The sequence below is a fragment of the Salmonella sp. SAL4457 genome (genome assembly GCF_046548235.1).
GTDB classification, from domain to species: domain Bacteria; phylum Pseudomonadota; class Gammaproteobacteria; order Enterobacterales; family Enterobacteriaceae; genus Salmonella; species Salmonella enterica.
In genome coordinates this window covers 1,319,150-1,342,616 of the sequence record NZ_JBGDZO010000001.1, presented here as the reverse complement: position 1 = coordinate 1,342,616, position 23,467 = coordinate 1,319,150, and the positions used below count along the sequence as shown (strand labels likewise).

Here is a 23,467-nt window from a genome sequence, read left to right as displayed (position 1 = left end):
AAAGGATGAAGCGAGTGGTAAATCGCCCGGTGGCGCTAACGCTTACCGGGCCTATAATGGAGCGTTTACCGATTATGCGAGAACAAGATCGCCCTGCGGATGGCAGGAGCAGGCCAGTACGTAACCTTCGGCAATCTCCGCCTCGCTCAGCGTCATGGTGCTGCTCACCGTATAGTCGCCGGAAACGACTTTGGTTTTACAGCAGCCGCAAACACCTGCCCGACAGGCAGCGGCAACCGGTACTTTATTACTCTCCAGCGCCTCCAGCAGCGTCGTACCGATCGGGGCATAAAATTCCTGCGCTGGCTGTAGCTTGGTGAATTTCAGGCCGCTGGTTGCCGTTTCCGCCACCGGCGTGAAGAACTTCTCTTTAAAGAAGCGCGTTACGCCAAGCGCTTTCACTCCCTGTTCGACGAAATCCATATAGGGCGCCGGGCCGCAGGTCATGATGGTGCGCGATGCCAAATCCGGTACGCGCTGTAATAATTCCGTGGTCAGACGGCCCGCGATAAAACCTTCTGTGGCATGATTTTCCGCCACTAGCGTGACCGGATACTGTCGCCACTCGTCGGCAAAAATCACACCATCCGGCGAACGGACGTTAAAGATGACCTGCACATCGGCCTGCGGGCGGTATTTCGCCAGCCAGCGACGCATCGACATGATTGGCGTTACGCCACAACCGGCGGCGAGCAGCAGAAACTTATCTTCTGTTTTATCGTCACAGGTAAAATCGCCCATTGCATCAGACAGCCAGATGTAATCGCCGCGCTTGATGTCATGGGTTAACCACTGTGAACCCGTGCCATCGTCAATCCGACGAACGGTCAGCGTGATATATTCACTGACGCCCGGCGTAGACGAAAGGGTGTAGGCGCGCAGCGTTTCCGCTGAATTACGCACGCTCACCAGCGCATACTGCCCGGCGCGGTAAGGGTAGTAGTCATGGCATAATAGCGCAATTGTCCATACATCCGGCGTCTCCTGACGGATGTGATGCACCTGCATTCGCCAGGGACATTGTGAGGTTGGCATCGTCATCATTGACCTCCTTACGCGCTCAGCAATTGCTTCATGTCTTCTTCAACGGTGGTCACGGAACGCAGACCGAACTTCTCGTTGAGGATAGCCAGCAGATCCGGCGTGAAGAAGCCCGGCGCGGTCGGCCCGGTGATAATATTTTTCACGCCTAATGACAGCAGCGTCAGCAGAATCACGATCGCTTTCTGCTCAAACCAGGAGAGCACCAGCGATAGCGGCAGATCGTTGACGCCGCAGCCCAGTTTTTCCGCCAGCGTCACCGCCAGGATAATCGCGGAGTAAGCATCATTACACTGACCGGCATCGACCAGACGCGGCAGCCCTTCGATGTCGCCGAACTCCAGTTTGTTGAAACGGTATTTACCGCACGCCAGGGTCAGGATCAGGCAGTCATCCGGTACGCTGGTGGCGAAATCGGTAAAGTAGTTACGCTCGCCGCGCGCGCCGTCACAGCCGCCGACCAGGAAGATGTGGCGCAGTTTTTCACGGCTGACCAGATCGATGAGCGTATCGGCAGCGCCGAGCAGGGTCTGACGGCCAAAACCGACGGTGATGAGATGCGGAATTTCGCTATACGGGAAGCCCGCCATTTGCTGCGCCTGGGCAATGACCGGCCCGAAGTCATCGCCTTCAAGATGGCTAACGCCCGGCCAGCCGACGATGCTACGGGTCCAGATACGGTCGTCATAGCTGCCCACGGTCGGGTCGATAATGCAGTTAGAAGTCATCACGATTGGGCCAGGGAAGCGGGCGAACTCGACCTGCTGATTCTGCCAGCCGCTGCCGTAGTTACCGACCAGATGCTTGAATTTACGCAGTTCCGGATAGCCATGTGCGGGCAGCATTTCACCGTGAGTGTAGACGTTAACGCCGGTGCCTTCGGTCTGCTCCAGCAGGTTGTAGAGATCTTTCAGATCGTGACCGGAGATCAGAATGCACTTGCCTTCAGTCGCTTTGACGTTGACCTGAGTCGGCGTAGGGTGACCGTATTTGGTGGTTTCACCGGCGTCCAGAATGCTCATCACTTTGAAGTTCATCTGGCCGATTTCCATTGCGCACTCCAGCAGCGCGTTCATGTCAGCAGGCCAGGTGCCCAGCCAGGCCATGATTTTGTGGTACTGCGCGTAAATGTCGTTGTCGTATTGACCGAGAACGTGCGCGTGCTCCATATACGCCGCCGCGCCTTTCAGACCGTACAGGCACAGCAGACGCAGGCCGAGGATGTTCTCGCCAATGGCGGCTTTGTCTTTATTCGGGGTAAATTCCGCCGCCTGACGTTGCAGGTCGCCCAGATCGTCGCTGACCAGTTGCAGATCGGCCATCGGATTGTCGCAATGCGCATTGGCATCCACGCTCAGGCACTGCGCTTTCAACGCTTCACGCAAGGCAATCGCTTCACGGGCGTAGCCGACGATACGCGGAGAGTCGAAGTTAACGTTGGTCAGCGTGGAGAAAAACGCGCGCGGCGCAAAGTTATCAACGTCGTGATTAATGATGCCATATTCACGGGCCTTCACCGCCCAGGCAGACAAACCTTGCAAAGCCGCAATCAGCAGATCCTGCAGATCGGACGTTTCAGCTGTTTTACCGCACATTCCCTGCGCGTAGGAGCAGCCGTTTCCGGCTGGTGTACGGATGGTTTGTTCACATTGCACACAAAACATGGTCACACCTTTTAAAGTTATATTTAATATACATGTTTAAGGTTATGCCTGTGAACAAAGGGATAAAAGGGATTTCTGCCATAATGTGCAGGGAGATTGATTTAGCGCAATTTTGGCGGCAGATGCCTACCGCCAAAGAGGTATCAGGCCGAGAAGAACGCCATTAAGAGGGGGACCAGCAGGCTGAGGATAAAGCCATGTACGATAGCCGCCGGAACAATCTCTACGCCGCCGGAGCGCTGTAATACCGGCAACGTAAAGTCCATTGAAGTCGCTCCGCACAGGCCCAACGCCGTTGAACGGCTGCGGCGAACCAGACCGGGAATAAGCATAATGGCTAAGAGCTCGCGGGCCAGATCGTTAAAAAATGCCGCGCTGCCGATAACCGGTCCAAACGACTCCGTCAGCAAAATACCGGAAAGAGAGTACCAGCCGAAACCTGACGCCATCGCCAGGGCGGTTTTTAGCGGTAAGTCCAGGATAAACGCATTAATCACGCCGCCCAGTAATGAGCTTGCCACGACAACGACCGCGACCATCATTCCCCGGCGGTTAAGCACAATTTGCTTTAAGGTCATGCCGCTATTTCGTAGCTGAATCCCCACCAGGAACAATAAAAAGATCAGCGTATATTCACTGGCTTCGGTGGCGTGCTGTAAAACAGAGAGTCCGCTCAGGCCGATAACAAACCCCAATACCACTACGCCGCACAGTTGCAGCGACTCCAGCGCCATGGCAATACGCGAAGGCAGTTTTTCCTGCTGATGATGGTGACGCCACGGGAGGATACGTTCCAGCCACAATAAGGCGGCGATATTACACAATAAAATAATCGTAATACTGACGGCGGAATAATGAAAAATCGCCACCAGATTACTGGCGAGGTTATCCAAAAACGCCAGGCTTATTCCCATAAAAAAGAGAATAAGATACACGATCCAGCTCAGTAGCCGGTTAATGAGTTGTAATGCGGCTTTATGTCGCAGTGGAATGAGATAGCCCACAATCAGTGGAACCAGAATGATTAAAAGTCCTGAAAACATGAACAGCCGGGCCCTTTTTTATTGTTTGAATAGCGTACATGACACTACCGAATTCCAGACTATCAGTAAAGCGACACCGTCAGCCGTACATTTATCAGACATTTGCCCCAGGCAAAGGGGGGGAATATCACGCCTGGCGGACGCATTTGCCGTTATACTGCGGTGAATTTTATGGAGTGATGACGTTTTTCTGGAGGAAGCATGATTCTCGAACGCGTTGAAATAGTAGGATTTCGCGGTATCAACCGACTGTCGTTGATGCTGGAGCAAAACAACGTGCTGATTGGGGAAAACGCCTGGGGAAAATCCAGCCTGCTGGATGCGCTGACTCTGTTATTGTCGCCGGAACTCGATCTTTACCATTTTGTCCGTGAGGATTTCTGGTTTCCGCCTGGCGACATAAAAGGACGCGAGCATCACCTGCATATTATTCTGACTTTTCGCGAAACGCAGCCAGGGCGGCATCGGGTACGTCGTTATCGAGCGCTGGAAGCATGCTGGTCGCCTTGCGAGGATGATTTTCACCGTATTTTTTATCGGCTAGAGGGCGAATGCGGCGCCGATGGCAGCGTGATGACGCTGCGCAGTTTTCTCAATAGCGATGGGCAGCCATTGCCGGTGGAAAATATTAACGATCAGGTGCGCCACCTGGTTCGTCTGATGCCAGTGCTACGTTTGCGCGATGCGCGCTTTATGCGACGTATTCGCAACGGTACGGTGCCCAATGTGCCGGATGTTGAAGTCACGGCCCGGCAACTGGATTTTCTGGCGCGTGAGCTGGCGACCCGGCCGCAAAATTTAACCGACGGGCAGATTCGCCAGGGACTGTCCGCGATGGTGCAACTGCTTGAACACTATTTCTCAGAGCAGGGCGCAGGACAGGCGCGTCACCGACTCATGCGCCGACGTTCGCAAAATGAGCAGCGTAGCTGGCGCTATCTGGATATTATTAATCGGATGATCGACAAACCGGGCAGCCGGTCGCATCGGGTGATCCTGCTGGGGCTTTTCTCCACGCTGTTACAGGCGAAAGGGACGCTGCGGTTACATAAAGACGCGCGACCATTACTGCTGGTGGAAGATCCGGAAACCCGTTTACATCCCATTATGCTTTCAGTCGCCTGGCAATTGCTCAATCTGTTACCGCTACAGCGGATAGCGACAACCAACTCAGGCGAACTGCTCTCGCTAACGCCGGTGGAGCATGTCGTACGGCTGGTGCGCGAATCTTCCCGCGTCGCCGCCTGGCGTCTGGGCCCGGGCGGGTTAAGCGCGGAAGATGGACGGCGCATCGCCTTTCATATCCGCTTTAATCGCGCGTCGTCGCTGTTTGCGCGTTGCTGGCTACTGGTGGAAGGCGAGACGGAAACCTGGGTTATTAATGAGCTGGCGCGTCAGTGTGGACATCATTTTGATGCGGAGGGTATTAAAGTCATTGAGTTTGCTCAGTCTGGCCTGAAACCGCTGGTGAAGTTCGCCCGCCGTATGGGAATCGAGTGGCATGTCCTGGTGGATGGCGACGAAGCGGGGAAAAAATATGCCGCGACGGTCCGCAGTCTGCTTAATAACGATCGGGAAGAAGAACGCGAACATCTCACGGCGCTGCCTGCGCTGGATATGGAACATTTTATGTATCGTCAGGGCTTTGCCGATGTTTTTCACCGGGTTGCGCAGCTTCCGCCTAATGTGCCGATGAATACCCGGAAAATTATCACTAAAGCTATCCACCGCTCGTCAAAGCCGGATTTGGCGATTGAAGTCGCGATGGAAGCCGGGCGGCGGGGAATTGACGCCGTGCCGCCGCTGTTCAGAAAGATGTTCTCGCGCGTGGTTTGGCTGGCGCGGGGCCGGGCGGATTAACGTTTGAATGTGGCCGGAACCTGTTCGACGACGCTATCGAGTAACGCATAGCGGCGGCGATACTCGGCCCGTTTCTTACTGGCGATCTCCGATTCGCTTTTTCGGGCGATCGCCAGCGGTAGCGCATAGTAATTTCCTTTAATTCTTTCACCGCCTAACGATTCCCAAAACGCGTCATAGTCGGCATGCATTTGCGTCTTTTTATCCATGTATCGCCAGCTACGGTAAACGTGCGCATCGTTACTCACGGCTATAATCTTTTCTGCCTGAAAGACTTGCGCAAACTGACAGAGAGCCTCCATCACGATGCGTTTGGGAAAAAGACCATGGCAGGCTTTGGTCGCCTGCTGGATAATTTCGTGAGGGACGTCGTTTGCCGCGCCCTGTAATCCGCCGATAAATAGTGTGCGTTGTTGGTTAAAGCGACACAGGGTAAATGTGATCTCTGCCAGAATACGTAACTGTGCGTCGCGAACAACAATAGTGCTTTCACCTTCTTTATCCAGTGAGACCAGACTGACTAAATCAAGTTGAAACAACTCGCCGGTTTTAGTTTCAAATTTAGCAAGATTCAGGCCATACTGACTTAAATAGCTAACCTGTTGTTCCCGCGATAAAAGTTGGCGCATCTGTTGATAATGAAAACACAGAGCGTCTAAGGCGAAATCGCGTTTAATATTTACAGCCATATAAGGACGATGTAGCCGAATAGGCAAACGCGGCTGACGAGCAAGTAACGTATTTAACTCCGGCCATTGGGTGAGATTGGTCAGTAATTGGCTGGTCGCACGCGGCATGACTAATGAGCGGATTAAAAACTTGCGACGAAAGCTGGCTTTACGCCAGAATTTTCCTGGCTGTAATTGCCCGCGCGTCAGACGAATAAATAATTGTAAAGGAGAGATGTAATCTGAAGTGTACCAGGTATTATCTGTAAGCTGTGTCATGATCGTAATCCGCGACATAAGATTGTCGAGATTGAACCACAGGAAACATTAACCAATCGTCAATACAGCCGGCGCTATCTTTATTGCATCAGGTTTGTTTAGATACGGTTTACTTTCTGGTTAAAATTTTGCCGTCAGGGTTTCTATGCGTGCTAAGGGAAAGAAATTTAAAAAGCGTTATCTGGTCATTATTTTAATTCTTTTAGTGGGGGGGATGGCTGGCTGGCGAATGCTAAATGCGCCGCTGCCAACTTATCAGACATTAATCGTGCGGCCAGGCGATCTTGAACAGAGTGTACTGGCGACTGGAAAACTGGACGCGTTGCGTAAAGTGGATGTCGGCGCGCAGGTGAGCGGCCAGTTGAAAACGCTGCTGGTCTCCATTGGCGATAACGTTAAAAAAGATCAGCTACTCGGCGTGATTGACCCAGATCAGGCGGAGAACCAGATAAAAGAGGTTGAGGCCACCCTGATGGAGCTGAACGCGGAGCGTCAGCAGGCAGCCGCTGAGTTAAAGCTGGCGCGGGTTACGCTGGCGCGCCAGCAGCAGTTAGCTAAGACTCAGGCGGTATCGCAACAGGATCTGGATACCGCGGCGACGGAGATGGCGGTTAAACAGGCGCGTATTGGCACCATAGATGCCCAGATCAAACGTAATCGGGCCTCGTTGGACACCGCGAAAACCAACCTGGAATATACCCGTATTGTCGCCCCCATGGCGGGGGAAGTGACGCAAATCACTACCCTGCAAGGACAAACGGTGATTGCAGCTCAGCAGGCGCCCAATATTCTGACGCTGGCGGATATGAGCACCATGCTGGTAAAAGCGCAGGTCTCGGAAGCGGACGTGATCCATCTTCGGGCGGGGCAGAAAGCATGGTTCACCATTGCAGGCGATCCGCAAACGCGCTATGAAGGCGTTTTAAAAGATATTCTGCCGACGCCGGAAAAGATCAACGACGCTATTTTTTATTACGCCCGGTTTGAAGTGCCGAATCCCAAAAGAATCTTGCGTCTTGATATGACCGCACAGGTTTATATTCAACTCATGGATGTCAAAAATGTGCTGATTATTCCTCTCGCCGCGCTTGGCGAACCGGTGGGCGGCAATCGTTATAAAGTGGCGCTGTTGCGTAACGGCGAAAAACGTGAGCGCGAAGTGGTCATTGGCGAGCGTAACGATACAGACGTGGAAGTGGTTAAAGGTCTGGAAGCGGGCGATGAGGTGATCATCGGCGAAAGCAGGCCAGGAGCGACGCCATGACGGCATTGCTTGAACTGTGCAATGTGAGTCGTAGCTACCCCTCCGGAGAAGAGCAGGTGGCGGTGTTGAAAGATATCTCCCTGCAAATCCACGCCGGGGAGATGGTGGCGATCGTCGGCGTTTCCGGTTCTGGAAAATCAACGCTGATGAATATCCTCGGGTGCCTGGATAAACCGACCAGCGGCACTTATCGGGTGGCGGGGCGGGACGTCTCGACGCTGGACCCGGACGCGCTGGCGCAGCTGCGGCGTGAGCATTTTGGCTTTATCTTTCAGCGCTACCATCTGTTGTCGCATTTAACGGCAGCGCAAAATGTTGAAATCCCCGCCGTCTACGCCGGCATTGAACGCAAAAAACGCCAGGCGCGCGCCAGAGAGTTGCTTTTGCGGCTGGGATTAAGCGATCGCGTCGATTACCCACCTTCACAGCTTTCTGGCGGACAGCAGCAGCGTGTCAGTATTGCCCGCGCTCTGATGAACGGCGGACAGGTGATTCTGGCAGATGAGCCGACCGGCGCGCTGGATAGCCATTCCGGCGAAGAGGTGATGGCGATTTTGCGCCAACTGCGCGATCGCGGACATACGGTGATCATTGTGACGCACGATCCGCTGATTGCCGCCCAGGCGGAGCGGATTATTGAAATTCACGATGGCAAGATTGTCCATAATCCGCCCGCGCAGGAAAAGAAACGCGAACAGGGCGTTGACGCTGCCGTAGTTAATACGGCTCCCGGCTGGCGGCAATTTGCCAGCAGCTTTCGCGAAGCGCTGTCAATGGCGTGGTTAGCGATGGCCGCTAACAAAATGCGTACTTTACTGACCATGCTGGGAATTATTATCGGTATTGCGTCGGTGGTGTCGATTGTGGTGGTCGGCGACGCCGCAAAACAGATGGTACTGGCGGATATCCGCGCTATGGGCACTAACACGATTGATATTCATCCAGGCAAAGATTTTGGCGACGACAACCCGCAGTATCGACAGGCGCTGAAATATGACGATCTGGTGGCTATTCAGAAACAGCCGTGGGTTAACTCTGCGACGCCCAGCGTTTCAAAGAGCTTACGTCTTCGCTATGGCAATATTGATATTGCCGTAAATGCTAATGGCGTCAGTGGCGATTATTTTAACGTTTACGGCATGTCCTTTAGGGAGGGGAACACCTTCAATGCTGTACAGCAACAGGATCGCGCGCAGGTGGTGGTGCTGGATGCCAACACGCGACGCCAGCTATTTCCAAATAAAGCGAATGTCGTAGGGGAAGTGGTGCTGGCGGGTAATATGCCGGTTATTGTTATTGGCGTGGCGGAAGAGAAACCGTCCATGTACGGCAATAGCAATCTGTTGCAAGTTTGGTTGCCCTATAGCACGATGTCAGATCGCATAATGGGTCAGTCATGGCTTAACTCGATCACCGTTCGTGTGAAAGATGGCGTTGATAGCGATCAGGCTGAACAGCAGCTTACCCGCCTGCTCACCTTACGCCACGGTAAAAAAGACTTCTTCACCTGGAATATGGACAGCGTCCTGAAAACGGCTGAAAAAACCACCTATACTCTTCAGTTATTTCTGACGCTGGTGGCCGTCATTTCGCTGGTTGTCGGCGGCATCGGTGTTATGAATATTATGCTGGTTTCCGTCACCGAGCGAACGCGTGAAATCGGCATCCGTATGGCGGTAGGCGCGCGCGCCAGCGATGTGCTACAGCAGTTTCTTATTGAAGCGGTGCTGGTTTGCCTGGTTGGTGGAGCGCTGGGGATTAGCTTGTCGATGTTCATCGCATTTATGCTACAGCTTTTCCTGCCCGGCTGGGAGATCGGTTTTTCACTGACTGCGCTGGCGAGCGCGTTTTTATGTTCGACATTTACCGGGATACTGTTTGGCTGGCTACCGGCGAGAAACGCGGCGCGACTGGACCCGGTGGATGCGCTGGCAAGGGAGTAATCTCGCTGACGTCATTTGTCGGCCTGATAAGATGCAACAGTGTCGCTATCAGGCACTGGCGTTAAATAAAAATGCCAGCCGATCGGGCTGGCATTTTGCCTCCTGGATGTACACAATGAGACAGAGGAGCTATGCAACGGCCTCTGCTTCGATGGGCACGATGACGCTGGCGTGATTGCCTTTTGGCCCCTGGTGGACATCAAACCGGACAGACTGTCCGGCTTTAAGCGTTCTGTAACCATCCATTTGAATGGTGGAATAATGGGCGAAAATATCCTCGCCGCCGCCTTCAGGGCAGATGAAACCAAACCCTTTGGCATTGTTGAACCACTTTACAGTACCCGTTTCCATGCTTCGACATCCTTCGTAAATCTTATATAAGTAAGATGGAATGAACCGGTGACGGAGTGGGGGCTGTTCAAAACCTCACCAACTCTCGACATTACAATTTAGAGAAATCAGGCGAGGCGTCAAGCATCAGGCAGGGGGGATCGGGTAAAAATGAATCAAAAATTTGAAGCAGTTAACGCTATTGCCGGGAATGTGACAGATGTCGCGGATGGTACTGATAGATGTTAGTTATCTATCAATTGAGGTAGATTGATTGTGTGCATAGACTCTGGTCAGCGGCAGATTTTCCTGCCGACAACCGTAACCGATAATGACGACTGACAATGGGTAAGACGAACGATTGGCTGGATTTTGACCAGTTGGTGGAAGATAGCGTGCGCGACGCGCTAAAACCGCCATCTATGTATAAAGTGATATTAGTCAATGATGATTACACTCCGATGGAGTTTGTTATTGACGTGTTACAAAAATTCTTTTCTTATGATGTAGAACGTGCAACGCAATTGATGCTTGCAGTTCACTATCAAGGCAAAGCTATCTGCGGCGTGTTTACCGCCGAGGTGGCGGAAACCAAAGTGGCGATGGTGAACAAGTATGCAAGGGAGAACGAGCATCCGTTGCTGTGTACGCTGGAAAAAGCCTGAATGCAGGTATAAAAATTGGGGGAGGTGCCTATGCTCAATCAAGAACTGGAACTCAGTTTAAACATGGCTTTCGCCAGAGCGCGCGAGCACCGTCATGAGTTTATGACCGTCGAGCATCTGTTGCTGGCGCTGCTCAGCAACCCATCGGCTCGCGAAGCGCTGGAAGCATGCTCCGTGGATCTGGTGGCGCTCCGTCAGGAACTCGAAGCCTTCATTGAACAAACCACACCCGTACTGCCTGCCAGTGAAGAAGAGCGTGATACGCAGCCGACGTTAAGTTTCCAGCGTGTCCTGCAACGTGCCGTCTTCCACGTTCAGTCTTCCGGGCGTAGTGAAGTGACTGGCGCGAATGTGCTGGTGGCTATCTTTAGCGAACAGGAATCACAGGCGGCTTATCTGCTGCGCAAGCATGAAGTGAGCCGTCTGGATATCGTGAACTTTATTTCTCACGGGACGCGAAAAGACGAACCGAGCCAATCTTCCGATCTCGGCAATCAGCCAACTGGCGACGAACAAGCTGGCGGGGAGGAACGTATGGAAAACTTCACGACGAATCTTAACCAACTTGCTCGCGTGGGCGGCATCGATCCGCTGATTGGTCGTGAAAAAGAACTGGAACGCGCGATCCAGGTCTTGTGTCGTCGCCGTAAAAATAACCCGTTGCTGGTAGGGGAATCCGGTGTCGGCAAAACGGCGATTGCCGAAGGGCTGGCCTGGCGTATCGTGCAGGGCGATGTGCCGGAAGTGATGGCCGATTGTACTATTTACTCTCTGGATATCGGTTCGCTGCTGGCGGGCACCAAATACCGCGGCGATTTTGAAAAACGGTTTAAGGCGTTGCTGAAACAGCTTGAGCAGGATACCAACAGCATCCTGTTTATCGATGAAATCCATACCATTATCGGCGCTGGCGCGGCGTCGGGCGGACAGGTGGATGCGGCAAATCTGATTAAACCGCTGCTTTCCAGCGGCAAGATCCGGGTGATCGGCTCAACGACCTATCAGGAATTCAGCAATATTTTTGAGAAAGACCGCGCATTAGCACGCCGTTTCCAGAAAATTGATATTACCGAGCCTTCGGTGGAAGAGACGGTGCAAATTATCAACGGCTTGAAACCTAAGTACGAAGCGCACCACGACGTGCGTTATACCGCGAAAGCGGTGCGTGCGGCGGTCGAGCTGGCGGTAAAATATATCAATGACCGCCATCTGCCGGATAAAGCCATTGACGTGATTGACGAAGCGGGCGCTCGGGCGCGTCTGATGCCGGTGAGCAAACGTAAGAAAACGGTCAACGTGGCGGATATTGAGTCCGTAGTGGCGCGAATTGCGCGAATTCCTGAAAAGAGCGTCTCGCAGAGCGATCGCGATACGCTGAAGAACCTGGGCGATCGTCTGAAAATGCTGGTCTTCGGCCAGGATAACGCGATTGAGGCGCTGACCGAAGCTATTAAGATGAGTCGTGCGGGTCTGGGCCATGAGCATAAACCTGTCGGCTCATTCTTGTTCGCCGGGCCAACTGGCGTAGGGAAAACTGAAGTTACGGTACAGCTTTCAAAAGCGCTGGGTATTGAGCTGTTGCGCTTCGATATGTCCGAATATATGGAACGTCATACGGTGAGCCGTTTGATCGGCGCGCCTCCGGGATACGTCGGTTTCGACCAGGGCGGGCTGCTGACGGATGCGGTGATTAAGCATCCTCATGCGGTGCTGCTGCTGGATGAGATCGAAAAAGCGCACCCGGATGTCTTTAACCTGCTGCTGCAGGTGATGGATAACGGTACGCTGACCGATAACAACGGCCGTAAGGCGGATTTCCGCAATGTGGTGCTGGTGATGACCACCAACGCCGGCGTGCGAGAAACCGAACGTAAATCTATTGGTCTTATTCATCAGGACAACAGTACCGATGCGATGGGCGAGATCAAGAAAGTGTTTACGCCGGAGTTCCGTAATCGTCTCGACAACATTATTTGGTTCGATCATCTGTCTGGCGAGGTGATTCATCAGGTTGTCGATAAGTTTATCGTCGAGTTGCAGGCTCAGTTGGATCAGAAAGGCGTCTCCCTGGAAGTCAGTCAGGAAGCGCGCGACTGGCTGGCGGAAAAGGGCTATGACCGGGCGATGGGCGCACGACCAATGGCACGTGTGATTCAGGATAACCTGAAAAAACCGCTGGCCAATGAGTTGCTGTTTGGATCGCTGGTTGACGGCGGACAGGTCACCGTCGCGCTGGATAAAGAGAAAAATGCGTTGACGTATGGCTTCCAGAGTGCGCAAAAGCACAAGCCGGAAGCCGCGCATTAATCTTCGTTTCACTGCCGTACAAACCGGGCCTTAGCGCCCGGTTTTTTTACGCCGGCTAATAGTTAGCCTGATGGCGTTGTGCTCGCGGTAGGCGGACAAGGCGCTTGTAAATTGCGTCATCATCCGGTAATCGACGGGTCAAATGCGAAAAAAAAGCCCGACCCGCTGCGTGAAAAGGGATGCTGAAGCCGCTGTTACCAATGCCAAAAAAACTAATCCTCTTCTCTGAAAAGAGTAGTCTTACACTTAGCACAAAGAATTCTTCTGTGATTATCCCATACCTGTATCAAACCAACATCGCTGAATTTCTCGTGACCACAACTGTAGCAGGATATTTTGCTCATATTGTGTTTTTTAATATATTCATCTTTGGTGGGAAGTTGCTTCCAGTAGCCTATCAGTCCGGGCATAACCTCTCCTTGAGTGGGTTATGTAATTTGCAAATTATGATAATAATTATATAAGAAATAGTTCAGTATGAAATTATTACTTATCACATTTTCGAAAGCGAATGCTATTAGCATCACACTTTCTACGTTGTTATCAACGATAATGCTTTCGTACAGGTAGCTTAGCTGTTGGCAGTGCTATACCCCGTCCAATCATCCATCAACGCCACCCGTTTAGGCCATAACGTCCCACGCTGATACGCTGCTTCAGCCTTATCTGCCAACTGGTGCGCCAACGCATGTTCAATAACCTCACGTTGATAATCCGTTGCTTCACCAGCCCACTCACGGAAAGTAGAACGGAAGCCATGTTGCGTTAAGTCGATATATCCCATTCGTTTCAATACAGCCAATAACGACATATCAGAAAGTGTTTCAGCGCGAGGGGCAGGGAATACATGATTGTTATCTTTTAATCGTGGTAAATCTTTTAACAAATCAACAGCAGCATCAGACAGAGGAACTCGGTGCTTTTTTACTACCGAGAGATACTTATGCAAACTTTTCTAAAGCGTTTCAGGTAGGGAAGTAGGGCTGTTTTACACAATCTATAGTAAGTTTGGTGTAGCAACCAAAGGTCCAAAAACAAACCTTTCATCAGGAAAATCACAGTAAAAACAAGAAGTTTAGATACAAAAGCCCGTACTTTCGTACGAGCTCTTTCTTGAATATGGCGGTGAGGGGGGATTGACTCGCTTTGCTCGCCCCTTCGGGCAGTCTTCTCGCAGGCTCGTCGTCTGTCCAACTGGCTGCGCCGCTACTCAGCCCATCCCTGGGCCTCGCCCCTTCGGGGCCAGAGCAAGCTCTGTTCAAAAACGCTCCCGGCGTTTTTGTGTCGAACCCCGGTCGGTGGTTCTCATCCCCCCTTAGTTTGGGGGATATATATAAGCAAAAAGCCCGTACTTCTGTACAGGCTCTCAACTTGAATATGGCGGTGAGGGGGGGATTAACTCGCTGCGCTCGCCCTTCGGGCAGTCTCCTCGCAGGCTCGTCGTCTGTCCAACTGGCTGCGCCAGTTGTCGAACCCCGGTCAGTGGTTCTCATCCCCCCTTAGTTTGGGGGATACATATAAGCAAAAAGCCCGTACTTCTGTACAGGCTCTCAACTTGAATATGGCGGTGAGGGGGGGATTCGAACCCCCGATACGTTGCCGTATACACACTTTCCAGGCGTGCTCCTTCAGCCACTCGGACACCTCACCATATTGTATTGCTGCCTGACCTCTTGGGGGGGCAACGGGGCGCTACTATAGGGAGTTGCGCTAAAACGGTCAAGCAGAATTTACATATTCACTGTCGTTTGCTCATGCAATAGACATAATCCCCGCCCAAACTGGCGCGGGGAGGCAAATTAACGCTGTGAATCCAACATTTCGTTGTTTTTCACCACATCCTGCGCTTTGCTGTAGCTTTCGATCAGCAGTTGATAGGCCGGGAATACCTGAGTATAAACGTCGGCCCACGCGGCGGCGTCTTCACGGTTCCAGGTGCTTTGCAGCTCAGAGGCGACTGCGGCAGTATCCATCGGTACGACGCCAGCCTGTACGATACGCGCCAGAGTGATTTCCTGCGCCATCTTACTGTAGGTGCCGGATGCGTCGATCACGGCAAATACCTTATAGCCTTCCGCTACCGCGCTAATGGCCGGGAATGCCATGCACACGCTGGTAATCGTCCCGGCAATGATCAGCGTCTTACGACCCGTCGCTTTTACCGCCTTAACGAAATCTTCGTTATCCCAGGCGTTAATTTCACCTTTGCGCGCAATGTACTGCGCATGTGGCGCATTAGCGTGGATCTCCGGGATCAGCGGGCCGTTCGGACCTTGCGGTACGGATGCCGTGGTAATGACCGGCATTTTCGCTAACGTCGCCATCTTCGCCAACGCCGCGGCGCGAGCGCGTAATTCCGGCATTGGCATATCGCCTACGGTCTGGAAAAGACCGCTTTGATGATCGATTAAAAGCATCACGGAATCGTTAACATCAATTACCGGGCGCAAACCATTAAAATTAGCAGGACTTGACATCGTGTTCTCCTTCATGTTTTCAGATTTGGCCAAAACGGCCGGAGTTGAAATCGCGGACTGCTTCTGCGATCTCTTGTTTCGTGTTCATAACAAATGGGCCGTAACCCACAATCGGTTCATTCAGTGGCTCGCCTGATAACAGCAATACGCTGGCGTCGCTGCTGGCCTCAAGGTGCAGCGTTTTCCCTTGCTGGCTCAATACCACCAGTTGCGCTTCGTTGACCGGCGTCGTGCCGTTCACCGTGATATTGCCTTTCAGTACCACCAGCGCGGTGCTCCATCCTTCCGGCTGTGCCAATGTAAGCTGGCGATTGCGTTGCAGGCGCATATCCCAGACATTGAGCGGCGAGAAAGTGTGCGCCGGGCCTTTTGTCTCTTCATAACGCCCTGCAATGACCCGCACGACTCCGGCGTCATCCGGTAACGTAACGGTCGGGATAACATCGTGGGTAATGCTTTGATAACCCGGGGTGGTCATTTTGTCCTTCATTGGAAGGTTAACCCACAACTGCACCATTTCCAGTTCGCCGCCCCGACGGGTAAACGCGTCGGAATGGAACTCTTCATGCAAAATGCCTGCGCCTGCGGTCATCCACTGAACGTCGCCCGGGCCGATAACGCCGCCGCGACCGGTAGAGTCCCGATGCTCGACTTCGCCACTATAAACAATCGTCACGGTCTCGAAACCGCGGTGTGGATGCTCCCCAACGCCGCGTTTTTCATTACCCGGCGTAAATGTGTGCGGCCCGGCATAATCCAGCAGCAGGAAGGGACTCAACTGCTGCGCATATGACTGATAAGAAAAGAGTGAACGAACCGGAAATCCATCGCCAACCCAGTGCGGGCGAGGTGCGGTATAGACGCCTGTAATCTGTTTCATGGTGTTCTCCTCAGTGGCGTTGTCTTGATGTGAATAAGCTTATATTCATGACAAAAGGTTCGGTAGTGGCTAAAATGGCTCATACCGTTCCATTAATAGGACAATGTAATGATAAAAACGGATCTCAATGATTTTGCGTGGTTTGTGCATGTGGTCGAAGAGGGTGGGTTTGCCGCGGCGGGGCGTGCGCTTGATGAACCAAAATCAAAACTGAGCCGGCGTATTGCGCAACTGGAGGAACGGCTGGGCGTGCGATTGATTCAGCGAACTACCCGGCAGTTTAACGTTACCGAAGTGGGACAAACATTCTATGAGCACTGTAAAGCGATGCTGGTGGAAGCTCAGGCGGCGCAGGATGCCATTGCCGCATTGCAGGTAGAGCCTCGCGGTATCGTGAAGCTGACCTGCCCGGTGACGCTGCTGCATGTACACATCGGCCCAATGCTGGCGAAATTTATGGCGCGTTATCCTGATGTTTCGCTACAGCTTGAAGCGACCAATCGTCGGGTGGACGTCGTAGGGGAGGGGGTGGATGTGGCGATTCGCGTCAGGCCGCGCCCGTTTGAAGATAGCGACCTGGTGATGCGCGTCCTGGCTGACAGAGGGCATCGCCTGTTTGCCAGCCCGGATCTTATCGCACGGATGGGAATCCCTTCCGCGCCGGCGGAGTTGAGCCATTGGCCAGGGCTAAGTCTTGCATCCGGCAAGCATATCCACCGCTGGGAACTTTACGGCCCGCAGGGCGCGCGTGCGGAAGTCCATTTTACCCCGCGTATGATTACTACAGACATGTTGGCGCTACGCGAGGCGGCGATGGCGGGCGTGGGGCTTGTGCAGCTACCTGTCTTAATGGTGAAAGAACAACTGGCCGCCGGTGAACTGGTCGCGGTGCTGGAAGAGTGGGAGCCCCGGCGGGAGGTTATTCATGCTGTGTTCCCATCCCGGCGAGGATTATTACCTTCCGTACGTGCGTTGGTCGATTTTTTGACGGAAGAGTATGCGCGAATGGTGGAAGAGTAACCTGCTCGTCATTCATCAACTTAATGGACGCAAAAAAGGCCGGTTAAACCGACCTTTTATCCAGCCGCCCTTCAGGGCGTGAGGAGACAATTAGCGACTACGGAAGACAATGCGGCCTTTGCTCAGGTCGTACGGGGTCAGCTCAACGGTCACTTTGTCGCCCGTCAGGATGCGGATGTAGTTCTTACGCATTTTACCGGAGATGTGTGCAGTAACCACGTGACCGTTTTCTAACTCTACGCGGAACATGGTATTAGGTAACGTTTCGAGAACGGTACCTTGCATTTCAATATTGTCTTCTTTGGCCATCTAATCCTCTGGGGTATCACTACCATAATTTGAACCGGCAAGATAATGCCGAACTTCTTTTGATAAGTAAAGATTTGTGCGTTTAAAACACAGCAAACCAGGTTTAGCACATGATTCCGCGACACACGACAACGCCGCGTTATACACTTTTTCCCTGATACTACCGCCTGATGTATCGACATAAGCGCAACATATAAGGGAACGGTGAAATAAACGATGGGCGTTACCTGACAACGGGCTGCGGGATAATGAGCTAAACCAATTCTGCGGCAGCAATTATAACACCCCAATAAAAAATGTGCCGAAAACATTCACTTCCGGGGCAAAAATAATGTCCGCGGCACCCAAAAACGGGAGGCCAGCGGCTGTTGGCGTAAGGCCGCGAGGTGATCGAGGTAGTCACGACGTGGAATTTCAATGGCGCCGAGCGAGGCGGTATGATTATTAAGTACCTGACAATCAATAAGTTTACCGCCGTGACGGATAAATTCAGCGCAAAAAACCAGCAGTGCGGTTTTAGAGGCATTCTCCTGGCGGCTAAACATCGATTCGCCGCAAAATAGCGCCCCCTGCGAGACGCCATACATCCCGCCGACCAGTTCCCGATCGCGCCACACTTCAATGGAGTGCGCGTGGCCCAATTCATGTAATCGGCGATAGGCTTCCTCAATACCACGCGTTATCCAGGTGCCTTCGTCACGGTGATTGGCGCATCCATCAATGACCCGGTCGAAAGCGTAATTGAGCGTCACGCGGTAAGGGGATGCGTTGTGAAAGCGCTTCATGCTGCGACTGAGGTGAAACTTTTCAGGCCACAGCACGGCGCGCGGATCGGGCGACCACCACAGAATCGGGTCGCCCGGCGAAAACCACGGGAAAATCCCGTGCTGATAGGCCATTAACAACCGGGCAGGGCTGAGATCGCCGCCCAGCGCCAGTAAACCGTTAGGCTCGCGTAAAGCGCCTTCCGGCGAAGGGAAGGCGATAGAATGTCGGGAAAGCTGAACCAGACGCATGACGGCGAAACTCCAGTACGCAAGTCGGATCGTTCAATAATAGCTTACAGACGTTGTTTAAACTGATAATAGCGCCCTTGTCCGGCTAACAATTCTGCATGAGTGCCTCGCTCAATGATGCGCCCGTCGTCCATTACGATGATTTGATCAAAACGGGCCAGGCCGCGCAAACGGTGAGTCACCATCAGGATGGTTTTCTCGCGCATCACATCGGCAAGTAATTCCAGCATTTCGCTCTCGGTGGTCGCATCCAGCCCCTCAGTAGGCTCATCCAACAGCATCAACGGGGCATCGTGCAACAGCGCGCGGGCGATGGCCAGGCGACGAAGTTCGCCGCCGGATAGCAGACGACCGCCTTCGCCGAGCCAGCTATTAAGCCCACTATCTTCGAGCAGATTTTCGAGGCCGACGCGACGCAGCATGTCGGAAAGGGCTTCGTCGCTGGCATTGGGTGCCGCCAGTAATAAATTATCACGCAGCGTGGCGCTGAACAGGTGGACACGCTGCGGCACCACGCTGATAGTCCGGCGTAAGGCGGATTCGCTCAGCGAGGATAGCGGAAGATCGTTGAGCAGAATTTCGCCTTGTTGCGGGTCCCAGGCGCGGGTGAGTAGCTGCAACAGCGTTGATTTTCCGCAGCCGGTACGCCCCAGAATAGCGACATGCTCGCCAGGATTAGCCTGTAATGAGAGGGCATTGAGCGCATTAATCGGCTGGTCGGGATAACGAAACGAAACGTCCCGCAGGGTGAGTGTGACCTTTTCCGGCGCGGGAGTTTCTGCTTGCGGAAAGGTCACCTCCGGTTTTTGCTCCGTTAATTCAGTGATACGAAGCGCAGAGGCGATAACCTGCCCCAGATGCTGGAATGCGCCGGTAACGGGCGCAAGCGCCTCGAAAGCCGCCAGCGCGCAGAAGACAAACAGCGCGATGAGCGCGCCGGGCTGCGTATTGCCGCCAACGCCGCCGGAGGCCATCCACAACATTAACATCACCGCCAGCGCACCAATCAGCAGCATTAACGCCTGCGATAAGGCGGTGAGTTCAGACTGTCGGCGTTGGGCCTCATGCCATTGTAATTCGGTGGCTTCCATTTGCGCCCGATAGCGTTTGCTGGCGCCAAAAATGGTGAGTTCCGCCTGGCCCTGTAACCATGACGTGAGCTGCTGGCGATACTGACCTCGTAGATGCGTCAGATTTTGGCCGGTATTTTTGCCGGCGCGATAAAACACCGGCGGCATAATAAACAGCGTCAACAGCATAATGCCGCCCAGCGTGATCGCCAGCGTCACGTCGAGAACGCTAAGCCCCAGGGTGACAATCATAATCACTACAAAAGCGCCGACCAGCGGGGAGATGACGCGCAAATAGAGATGGTCCAGCGTGTCGACGTCGGCAACGATGCGGTTCAGCAGTTCACCTTGCTGATATCGCGCCAGACCCGCGGGGGAGAGCGGTAAAAGTTTGCTAAAGGTATAAATACGCAGATGTTGCAGCACGCGGAACGTGGCGTCATGACTTACCAGACGTTCAAAATAACGACCAGCGGTACGGGTAATGGCCGCGCCGCGCACGCCGGCTGCCGGGAGCATATAGTTAAAACTGTAAATTCCCGCGAAGCCTGCGATAGCGGACGCGGACAGGAACCAGCCGGAAAGCGTCAGCAGCCCGATACTGGCAAGCAGGGTCAGGATTGCCAGCGCAATTCCCAGCGTTAGCATCCATTTATGGCGTTTATAAAGCGTCAGATAAGGGAGTAGCGCGCGCATTTAAATATCCTCCTGACGGTGAGCCAATAACGTCGCAAAAGCGCCGTTGGCGGCGCTGAGTTCGGCATAACTGCCTTGTTCGACAATCGCGCCATCTTGCATAACCCAGATAGCGTCCCAGTCGGCGAGATCTTCCAACTGATGCGTCACCATTAATGTGGTCTGGCGTTTTGACGCCGCTTTTAACGCCTGCATGACGCGTTGCTCGCTGTGAGCGTCCAGGCTTGCCGCCGGTTCATCCAGCAGTAGCAGTTGACAGGGATTAAGTAGCGCACGGGCGACCGCTACACGCTGTGCCTGGCCGACGGAAAGTCTGCTGGCATGATTGCCGAGCGGGGTGTCTACTCCTTGCGGCAGCAGCGGTAAAAACTCGCTTACCCATGCGGCGTCAAGCGCGGCATAAAGTTCCTGCTCGCTGGCCTCCGGGCGCGCCAGTAATACATTTTCGCGTAGCGTCGCCGCAGGTAATTGCGGGTTTTGCCCAACCCAGGAGAGATGCTGGCGCCAGGATTCCGGCGAGAGATCGCGAAGCTCGACACCGTTAATACGCAAAGATCCCTGATAGGAGAGAAAACCGGATAATACATTCAACAGAGAGCTTTTACCGGAACCGCTGCGTCCTACCAGGACGGCGCGTTCTCCTGCCGCTAATGAGAAATTCAGCGGCCCGGCAAGCGTTTTGCCTTCTGGCGAGGTGATAATAAGATTGACTGCGTCAATGGTTACAGGTTCGTTTTCCGCCAGCTCAACTTCGCCGCGCGCCGGGTGGGCGAGGGGGGTTTCCAGAAACGTCTTCAGACTATCCGCCGCGCCAACTGCCTGCGCCTTAGCATGATAAAACGTGCCGAGGTCGCGTAACGGCTGGAAAAACTCCGGCGCGAGGATCAAGGCGAGGAACCCGGCGGCGAGCGTCACACCGGTACCGTAATGACCAAAGTTCAGCTCGCCCAGGTAAGAGAAGCCAAAATAAACGGCGACCAGCGCAATAGAAAGCGAGGTGAAAAACTCCAGCACGCCGGAAGATAAAAAGGCGAGGCGCAGTACTTCCATCGTGCGCTGACGAAAATCCTGCGATGCTGCGCGAATGCTCTCGGTTTCCGCTTCTCCACGACCGAAAATTCGCAGCGTTTCCATCCCGCGCAGACGGTCAAGAAAATGGCCGCTTAGCCGGGCAAGCGCCAGGAAATTGCGGCGGTTGGCGTCAGCCGCGCCCATCCCCACCATCGCCATAAATAGGGGAATGAGCGGGGCGGTGCCCAGCAGAATCAGCGCCGCCGCCCAATTTGACGGGAAAATCGCCGCCACGATTAAGAGCGGTACGCAAACGGCAAGCGCCATTTGCGGCAGATAGCGCGCATAATAGTCATGCATATCGTCAATCTGTTCCAATACCAGCGTCGCCCAGCTACCGGCGGGCTTGCCCTGAATCCAGGCTGGGCCGGCTTGCTGCAGACGATCCAACACCTGACGGCGGATCTCAAAGCGAATATGTTGTCCGGCATGAAAACCGACGCGCTCGCGCAACCACATCACCCAGGCGCGGAGGACAAAGACCAGTATCAGCAGGATAAAAGGGAGCAACAGCGCTTCCCGTGGAATGTTCTCCATGATCATATGTTGCAGGATACGCGCCATGATCCAGGCCTGAGCGACAATTAATACGCCACTCATGAACCCCAACAGGCGGGAAATATTCAACCACCGTTGGGAGATTACGCTTTGCTGTTTTAACCAGCGGGTCAGCTCTTTTTGACGGGTTTTATTCATTGCACGCTTAGCAGGTGAGTTATTAGAATTTCAGGCAGGGGCAATGTTACAACGACGCAAAAATAAAGGCGACTTATAGTCGCCTTTTTTACTTTTGTTACTGATTTGTAAAAACTATTTGCTTGCGTCGGCCAGACCATCGAGATAGCGTTCAGCATCCAGCGCCGCCATACAGCCCGTACCTGCAGAGGTGATCGCCTGACGGTAAATATGATCCATGACGTCACCCGCCGCGAATACGCCAGGGATGCTGGTTTGTGTGGCGTTGCCATGGGTGCCGGACTGAACTTTGATATAACCATTTTCCAGCTCAAGCTGGCCTTCGAAGAGCGCCGTGTTTGGGCTATGACCGATGGCTACGAAAAGTCCGGCGATGTCCAGCGTCTCGATATTATCGCTCTGCTGCGTGTCGCGAAGACGCAGACCGGTGACGCCCATCTGATCGCCGGTCACTTCTTCCAGCGTCCGGTTGGTGTGCAGAATGATATTGCCATTTTCGACTTTATCCATCAGGCGCTTAATGAGGATTTTTTCAGCGCGGAAACCGTCACGGCGATGGATAAGGTGCACTTCCGAAGCGATGTTGGACAGATAAAGCGCTTCTTCAACCGCGGTGTTGCCGCCGCCGATCACCGCCACTTTCTGATTGCGGTAGAAGAAACCGTCGCAGGTTGCGCAGGCGGAAACGCCGCGCCCTTTAAAGGCTTCTTCCGATGGCAGCCCCAGATAGCGCGCGGAAGCGCCGGTCGCAATGATCAACGCATCACAAGTGTACTCTGCGCTGTCACCTGTCAGACGGAACGGACGATTTTGCAGATCCACGTTGTTGATGTGATCAAAGATTATCTCAGTTTCAAATTTTGCCGCATGTTCATGCATGCGTTCCATTAGCAGCGGGCCGGTCAAATCGTTTGGATCGCCGGGCCAGTTTTCCACTTCCGTCGTGGTAGTCAGTTGACCGCCTTTTTCCATACCGGTAATGAGTACCGGCTGTAAATTTGCGCGTGCGGCATACACCGCCGCGGTATATCCCGCCGGTCCTGAGCCCAGAATAAGCAGCTTACTGTGTTTGGTCGTGCCCATGAGATCCCCATAGTTGTTGGCAGACAATGAGCAGAATTGTAGGGAATTTACAGACGTAAAAAAAGAGCATAACGATTTTGTTAAC

The 23,467-nt window shown here is 53.4% G+C and carries 20 protein-coding genes, 1 tRNA gene, 1 other RNA gene and 1 pseudogene; 7 read left to right on the top strand and 16 right to left on the bottom strand.

Annotated features, from left to right (window positions below; all coding sequences use genetic code 11):
• Nucleotides 1-72 precede the first annotated feature (72 nt).
• From hcr to ACLJNW_RS06795, 3 genes are all read right to left on the bottom strand, one after another.
• Nucleotides 73-1,041, bottom strand: a complete 969-nt coding sequence (hcr, locus tag ACLJNW_RS06805; protein ID WP_024154764.1) for an NADH oxidoreductase — start codon at nucleotides 1,039-1,041, stop codon at nucleotides 73-75.
• A gap of 11 nt (nucleotides 1,042-1,052) precedes the next feature.
• Complete coding sequence (gene hcp / locus ACLJNW_RS06800; protein WP_023203818.1) at nucleotides 1,053-2,705, bottom strand: hydroxylamine reductase; 1,653 nt, start codon at nucleotides 2,703-2,705, stop codon at nucleotides 1,053-1,055.
• Between the two features lie 143 nt (nucleotides 2,706-2,848).
• Nucleotides 2,849-3,748, bottom strand: a complete 900-nt coding sequence (locus tag ACLJNW_RS06795; RefSeq protein WP_000491118.1) for a lysine exporter LysO family protein — start codon at nucleotides 3,746-3,748, stop codon at nucleotides 2,849-2,851.
• 201 nt (nucleotides 3,749-3,949) lie between these two features.
• Between ACLJNW_RS06795 and ACLJNW_RS06790 the strand changes: the two genes are divergently transcribed.
• Nucleotides 3,950-5,608 carry an ATP-dependent endonuclease gene (locus tag ACLJNW_RS06790; protein WP_000599770.1) on the top strand — a complete coding sequence of 553 codons (1,659 nt, stop codon included), beginning with the start codon at nucleotides 3,950-3,952 and terminating at the stop codon, nucleotides 5,606-5,608.
• Here the strand turns inward: ACLJNW_RS06790 and ACLJNW_RS06785 are convergent.
• Nucleotides 5,605-6,555 carry a VirK/YbjX family protein gene (locus ACLJNW_RS06785; RefSeq protein WP_001617140.1) on the bottom strand — a complete coding sequence of 317 codons (951 nt, stop codon included), beginning with the start codon at nucleotides 6,553-6,555 and terminating at the stop codon, nucleotides 5,605-5,607. The two genes, ACLJNW_RS06790 and ACLJNW_RS06785, sit on opposite strands and share 4 nt — an antisense overlap.
• A gap of 145 nt (nucleotides 6,556-6,700) precedes the next feature.
• Between ACLJNW_RS06785 and macA the strand changes: the two genes are divergently transcribed.
• Together macA and macB are read left to right on the top strand one after the other, a co-directional pair.
• Nucleotides 6,701-7,819, top strand: a complete 1,119-nt coding sequence (gene macA / locus ACLJNW_RS06780) for a macrolide transporter subunit MacA (protein ID WP_023202044.1) — start codon at nucleotides 6,701-6,703, stop codon at nucleotides 7,817-7,819.
• Nucleotides 7,816-9,762, top strand: coding sequence for a macrolide ABC transporter ATP-binding protein/permease MacB (macB, locus tag ACLJNW_RS06775; RefSeq protein ID WP_000125877.1), 1,947 nt, complete (start codon nucleotides 7,816-7,818; stop codon nucleotides 9,760-9,762). Before macA ends, macB begins: the two co-directional genes overlap by 4 nt.
• A gap of 129 nt (nucleotides 9,763-9,891) precedes the next feature.
• Here macB and cspD read toward each other — a convergent pair whose 3' ends face one another.
• The gene (gene cspD / locus ACLJNW_RS06770) at nucleotides 9,892-10,113 is read right to left on the bottom strand and encodes a cold shock-like protein CspD (protein ID WP_000447499.1); all 222 of its coding nucleotides are present in this window, start codon (nucleotides 10,111-10,113) and stop codon (nucleotides 9,892-9,894) included.
• A 150-nt stretch (nucleotides 10,114-10,263) separates the two neighbouring features.
• Between cspD and ACLJNW_RS06765 the strand changes: the two genes are divergently transcribed.
• From ACLJNW_RS06765 to clpA, 3 genes are all read left to right on the top strand, one after another.
• On the top strand, nucleotides 10,264-10,341 hold the full coding sequence (locus tag ACLJNW_RS06765) for a hypothetical protein (protein WP_212742690.1): 78 nt from the start codon (nucleotides 10,264-10,266) through the stop codon (nucleotides 10,339-10,341).
• 95 nt (nucleotides 10,342-10,436) lie between these two features.
• Nucleotides 10,437-10,757, top strand: a complete 321-nt coding sequence (gene clpS / locus ACLJNW_RS06760; RefSeq protein ID WP_000520789.1) for an ATP-dependent Clp protease adapter ClpS — start codon at nucleotides 10,437-10,439, stop codon at nucleotides 10,755-10,757.
• A gap of 30 nt (nucleotides 10,758-10,787) precedes the next feature.
• On the top strand, nucleotides 10,788-13,064 hold the full coding sequence (gene clpA, locus ACLJNW_RS06755) for an ATP-dependent Clp protease ATP-binding subunit ClpA (RefSeq protein WP_000934064.1): 2,277 nt from the start codon (nucleotides 10,788-10,790) through the stop codon (nucleotides 13,062-13,064).
• A 212-nt stretch (nucleotides 13,065-13,276) separates the two neighbouring features.
• Here the strand turns inward: clpA and ACLJNW_RS06750 are convergent, their stop codons facing one another.
• From ACLJNW_RS06750 to ACLJNW_RS06725, 6 genes and pseudogenes are all read right to left on the bottom strand, one after another.
• Nucleotides 13,277-13,474, bottom strand: coding sequence for a hypothetical protein (locus tag ACLJNW_RS06750; protein WP_001117984.1), 198 nt, complete (start codon nucleotides 13,472-13,474; stop codon nucleotides 13,277-13,279).
• Between the two features lie 161 nt (nucleotides 13,475-13,635).
• Nucleotides 13,636-13,989 (bottom strand): annotated as a pseudogene (locus ACLJNW_RS06745) (tyrosine-type recombinase/integrase); the annotation flags it as partial.
• 453 nt (nucleotides 13,990-14,442) lie between these two features.
• A non-coding RNA gene (locus ACLJNW_RS06740) (RtT sRNA) lies at nucleotides 14,443-14,578 on the bottom strand.
• 48 nt (nucleotides 14,579-14,626) lie between these two features.
• A tRNA-Ser gene (locus ACLJNW_RS06735) sits at nucleotides 14,627-14,714 on the bottom strand.
• 149 nt (nucleotides 14,715-14,863) lie between these two features.
• Entirely contained in the window at nucleotides 14,864-15,541 is a 678-nt protein-coding gene (locus ACLJNW_RS06730) for a hydrolase (RefSeq protein WP_000097895.1), read from the bottom strand.
• Nucleotides 15,542-15,560: 19 nt separating this feature from the next.
• Complete coding sequence (locus tag ACLJNW_RS06725; protein ID WP_023203805.1) at nucleotides 15,561-16,421, bottom strand: pirin family protein; 861 nt, start codon at nucleotides 16,419-16,421, stop codon at nucleotides 15,561-15,563.
• A gap of 108 nt (nucleotides 16,422-16,529) precedes the next feature.
• Here ACLJNW_RS06725 and ACLJNW_RS06720 point away from each other — a divergent pair, with 108 nt between their 5' ends.
• Entirely contained in the window at nucleotides 16,530-17,441 is a 912-nt protein-coding gene (locus ACLJNW_RS06720) for a LysR family transcriptional regulator (protein WP_000597928.1), read from the top strand.
• A 90-nt stretch (nucleotides 17,442-17,531) separates the two neighbouring features.
• On the opposite strand, the gene infA is transcribed toward ACLJNW_RS06720, so the two are convergent.
• The 5 genes from infA to trxB all read right to left on the bottom strand — a co-directional run bounded on the left by infA (nucleotide 17,532) and on the right by trxB (nucleotide 23,382).
• Complete coding sequence (gene infA / locus ACLJNW_RS06715) at nucleotides 17,532-17,750, bottom strand: translation initiation factor IF-1 (RefSeq protein WP_001040187.1); 219 nt, start codon at nucleotides 17,748-17,750, stop codon at nucleotides 17,532-17,534.
• Nucleotides 17,751-18,061: 311 nt separating this feature from the next.
• Complete coding sequence (gene aat / locus ACLJNW_RS06710) at nucleotides 18,062-18,766, bottom strand: leucyl/phenylalanyl-tRNA--protein transferase (RefSeq protein ID WP_001241648.1); 705 nt, start codon at nucleotides 18,764-18,766, stop codon at nucleotides 18,062-18,064.
• A gap of 44 nt (nucleotides 18,767-18,810) precedes the next feature.
• A complete protein-coding gene (gene cydC / locus ACLJNW_RS06705) occupies nucleotides 18,811-20,532 on the bottom strand; it encodes a heme ABC transporter ATP-binding protein/permease CydC (protein ID WP_001202253.1) in 1,722 nt (573 codons plus the stop codon).
• Nucleotides 20,533-22,299 (bottom strand): heme ABC transporter permease/ATP-binding protein CydD, encoded by a 1,767-nt coding sequence (gene cydD / locus ACLJNW_RS06700; protein ID WP_023203919.1) that lies wholly within the window; start codon nucleotides 22,297-22,299, stop codon nucleotides 20,533-20,535.
• Between the two features lie 114 nt (nucleotides 22,300-22,413).
• The gene (gene trxB / locus ACLJNW_RS06695; RefSeq protein WP_000537407.1) at nucleotides 22,414-23,382 is read right to left on the bottom strand and encodes a thioredoxin-disulfide reductase; all 969 of its coding nucleotides are present in this window, start codon (nucleotides 23,380-23,382) and stop codon (nucleotides 22,414-22,416) included.
• Nucleotides 23,383-23,467 lie beyond the last annotated feature (85 nt).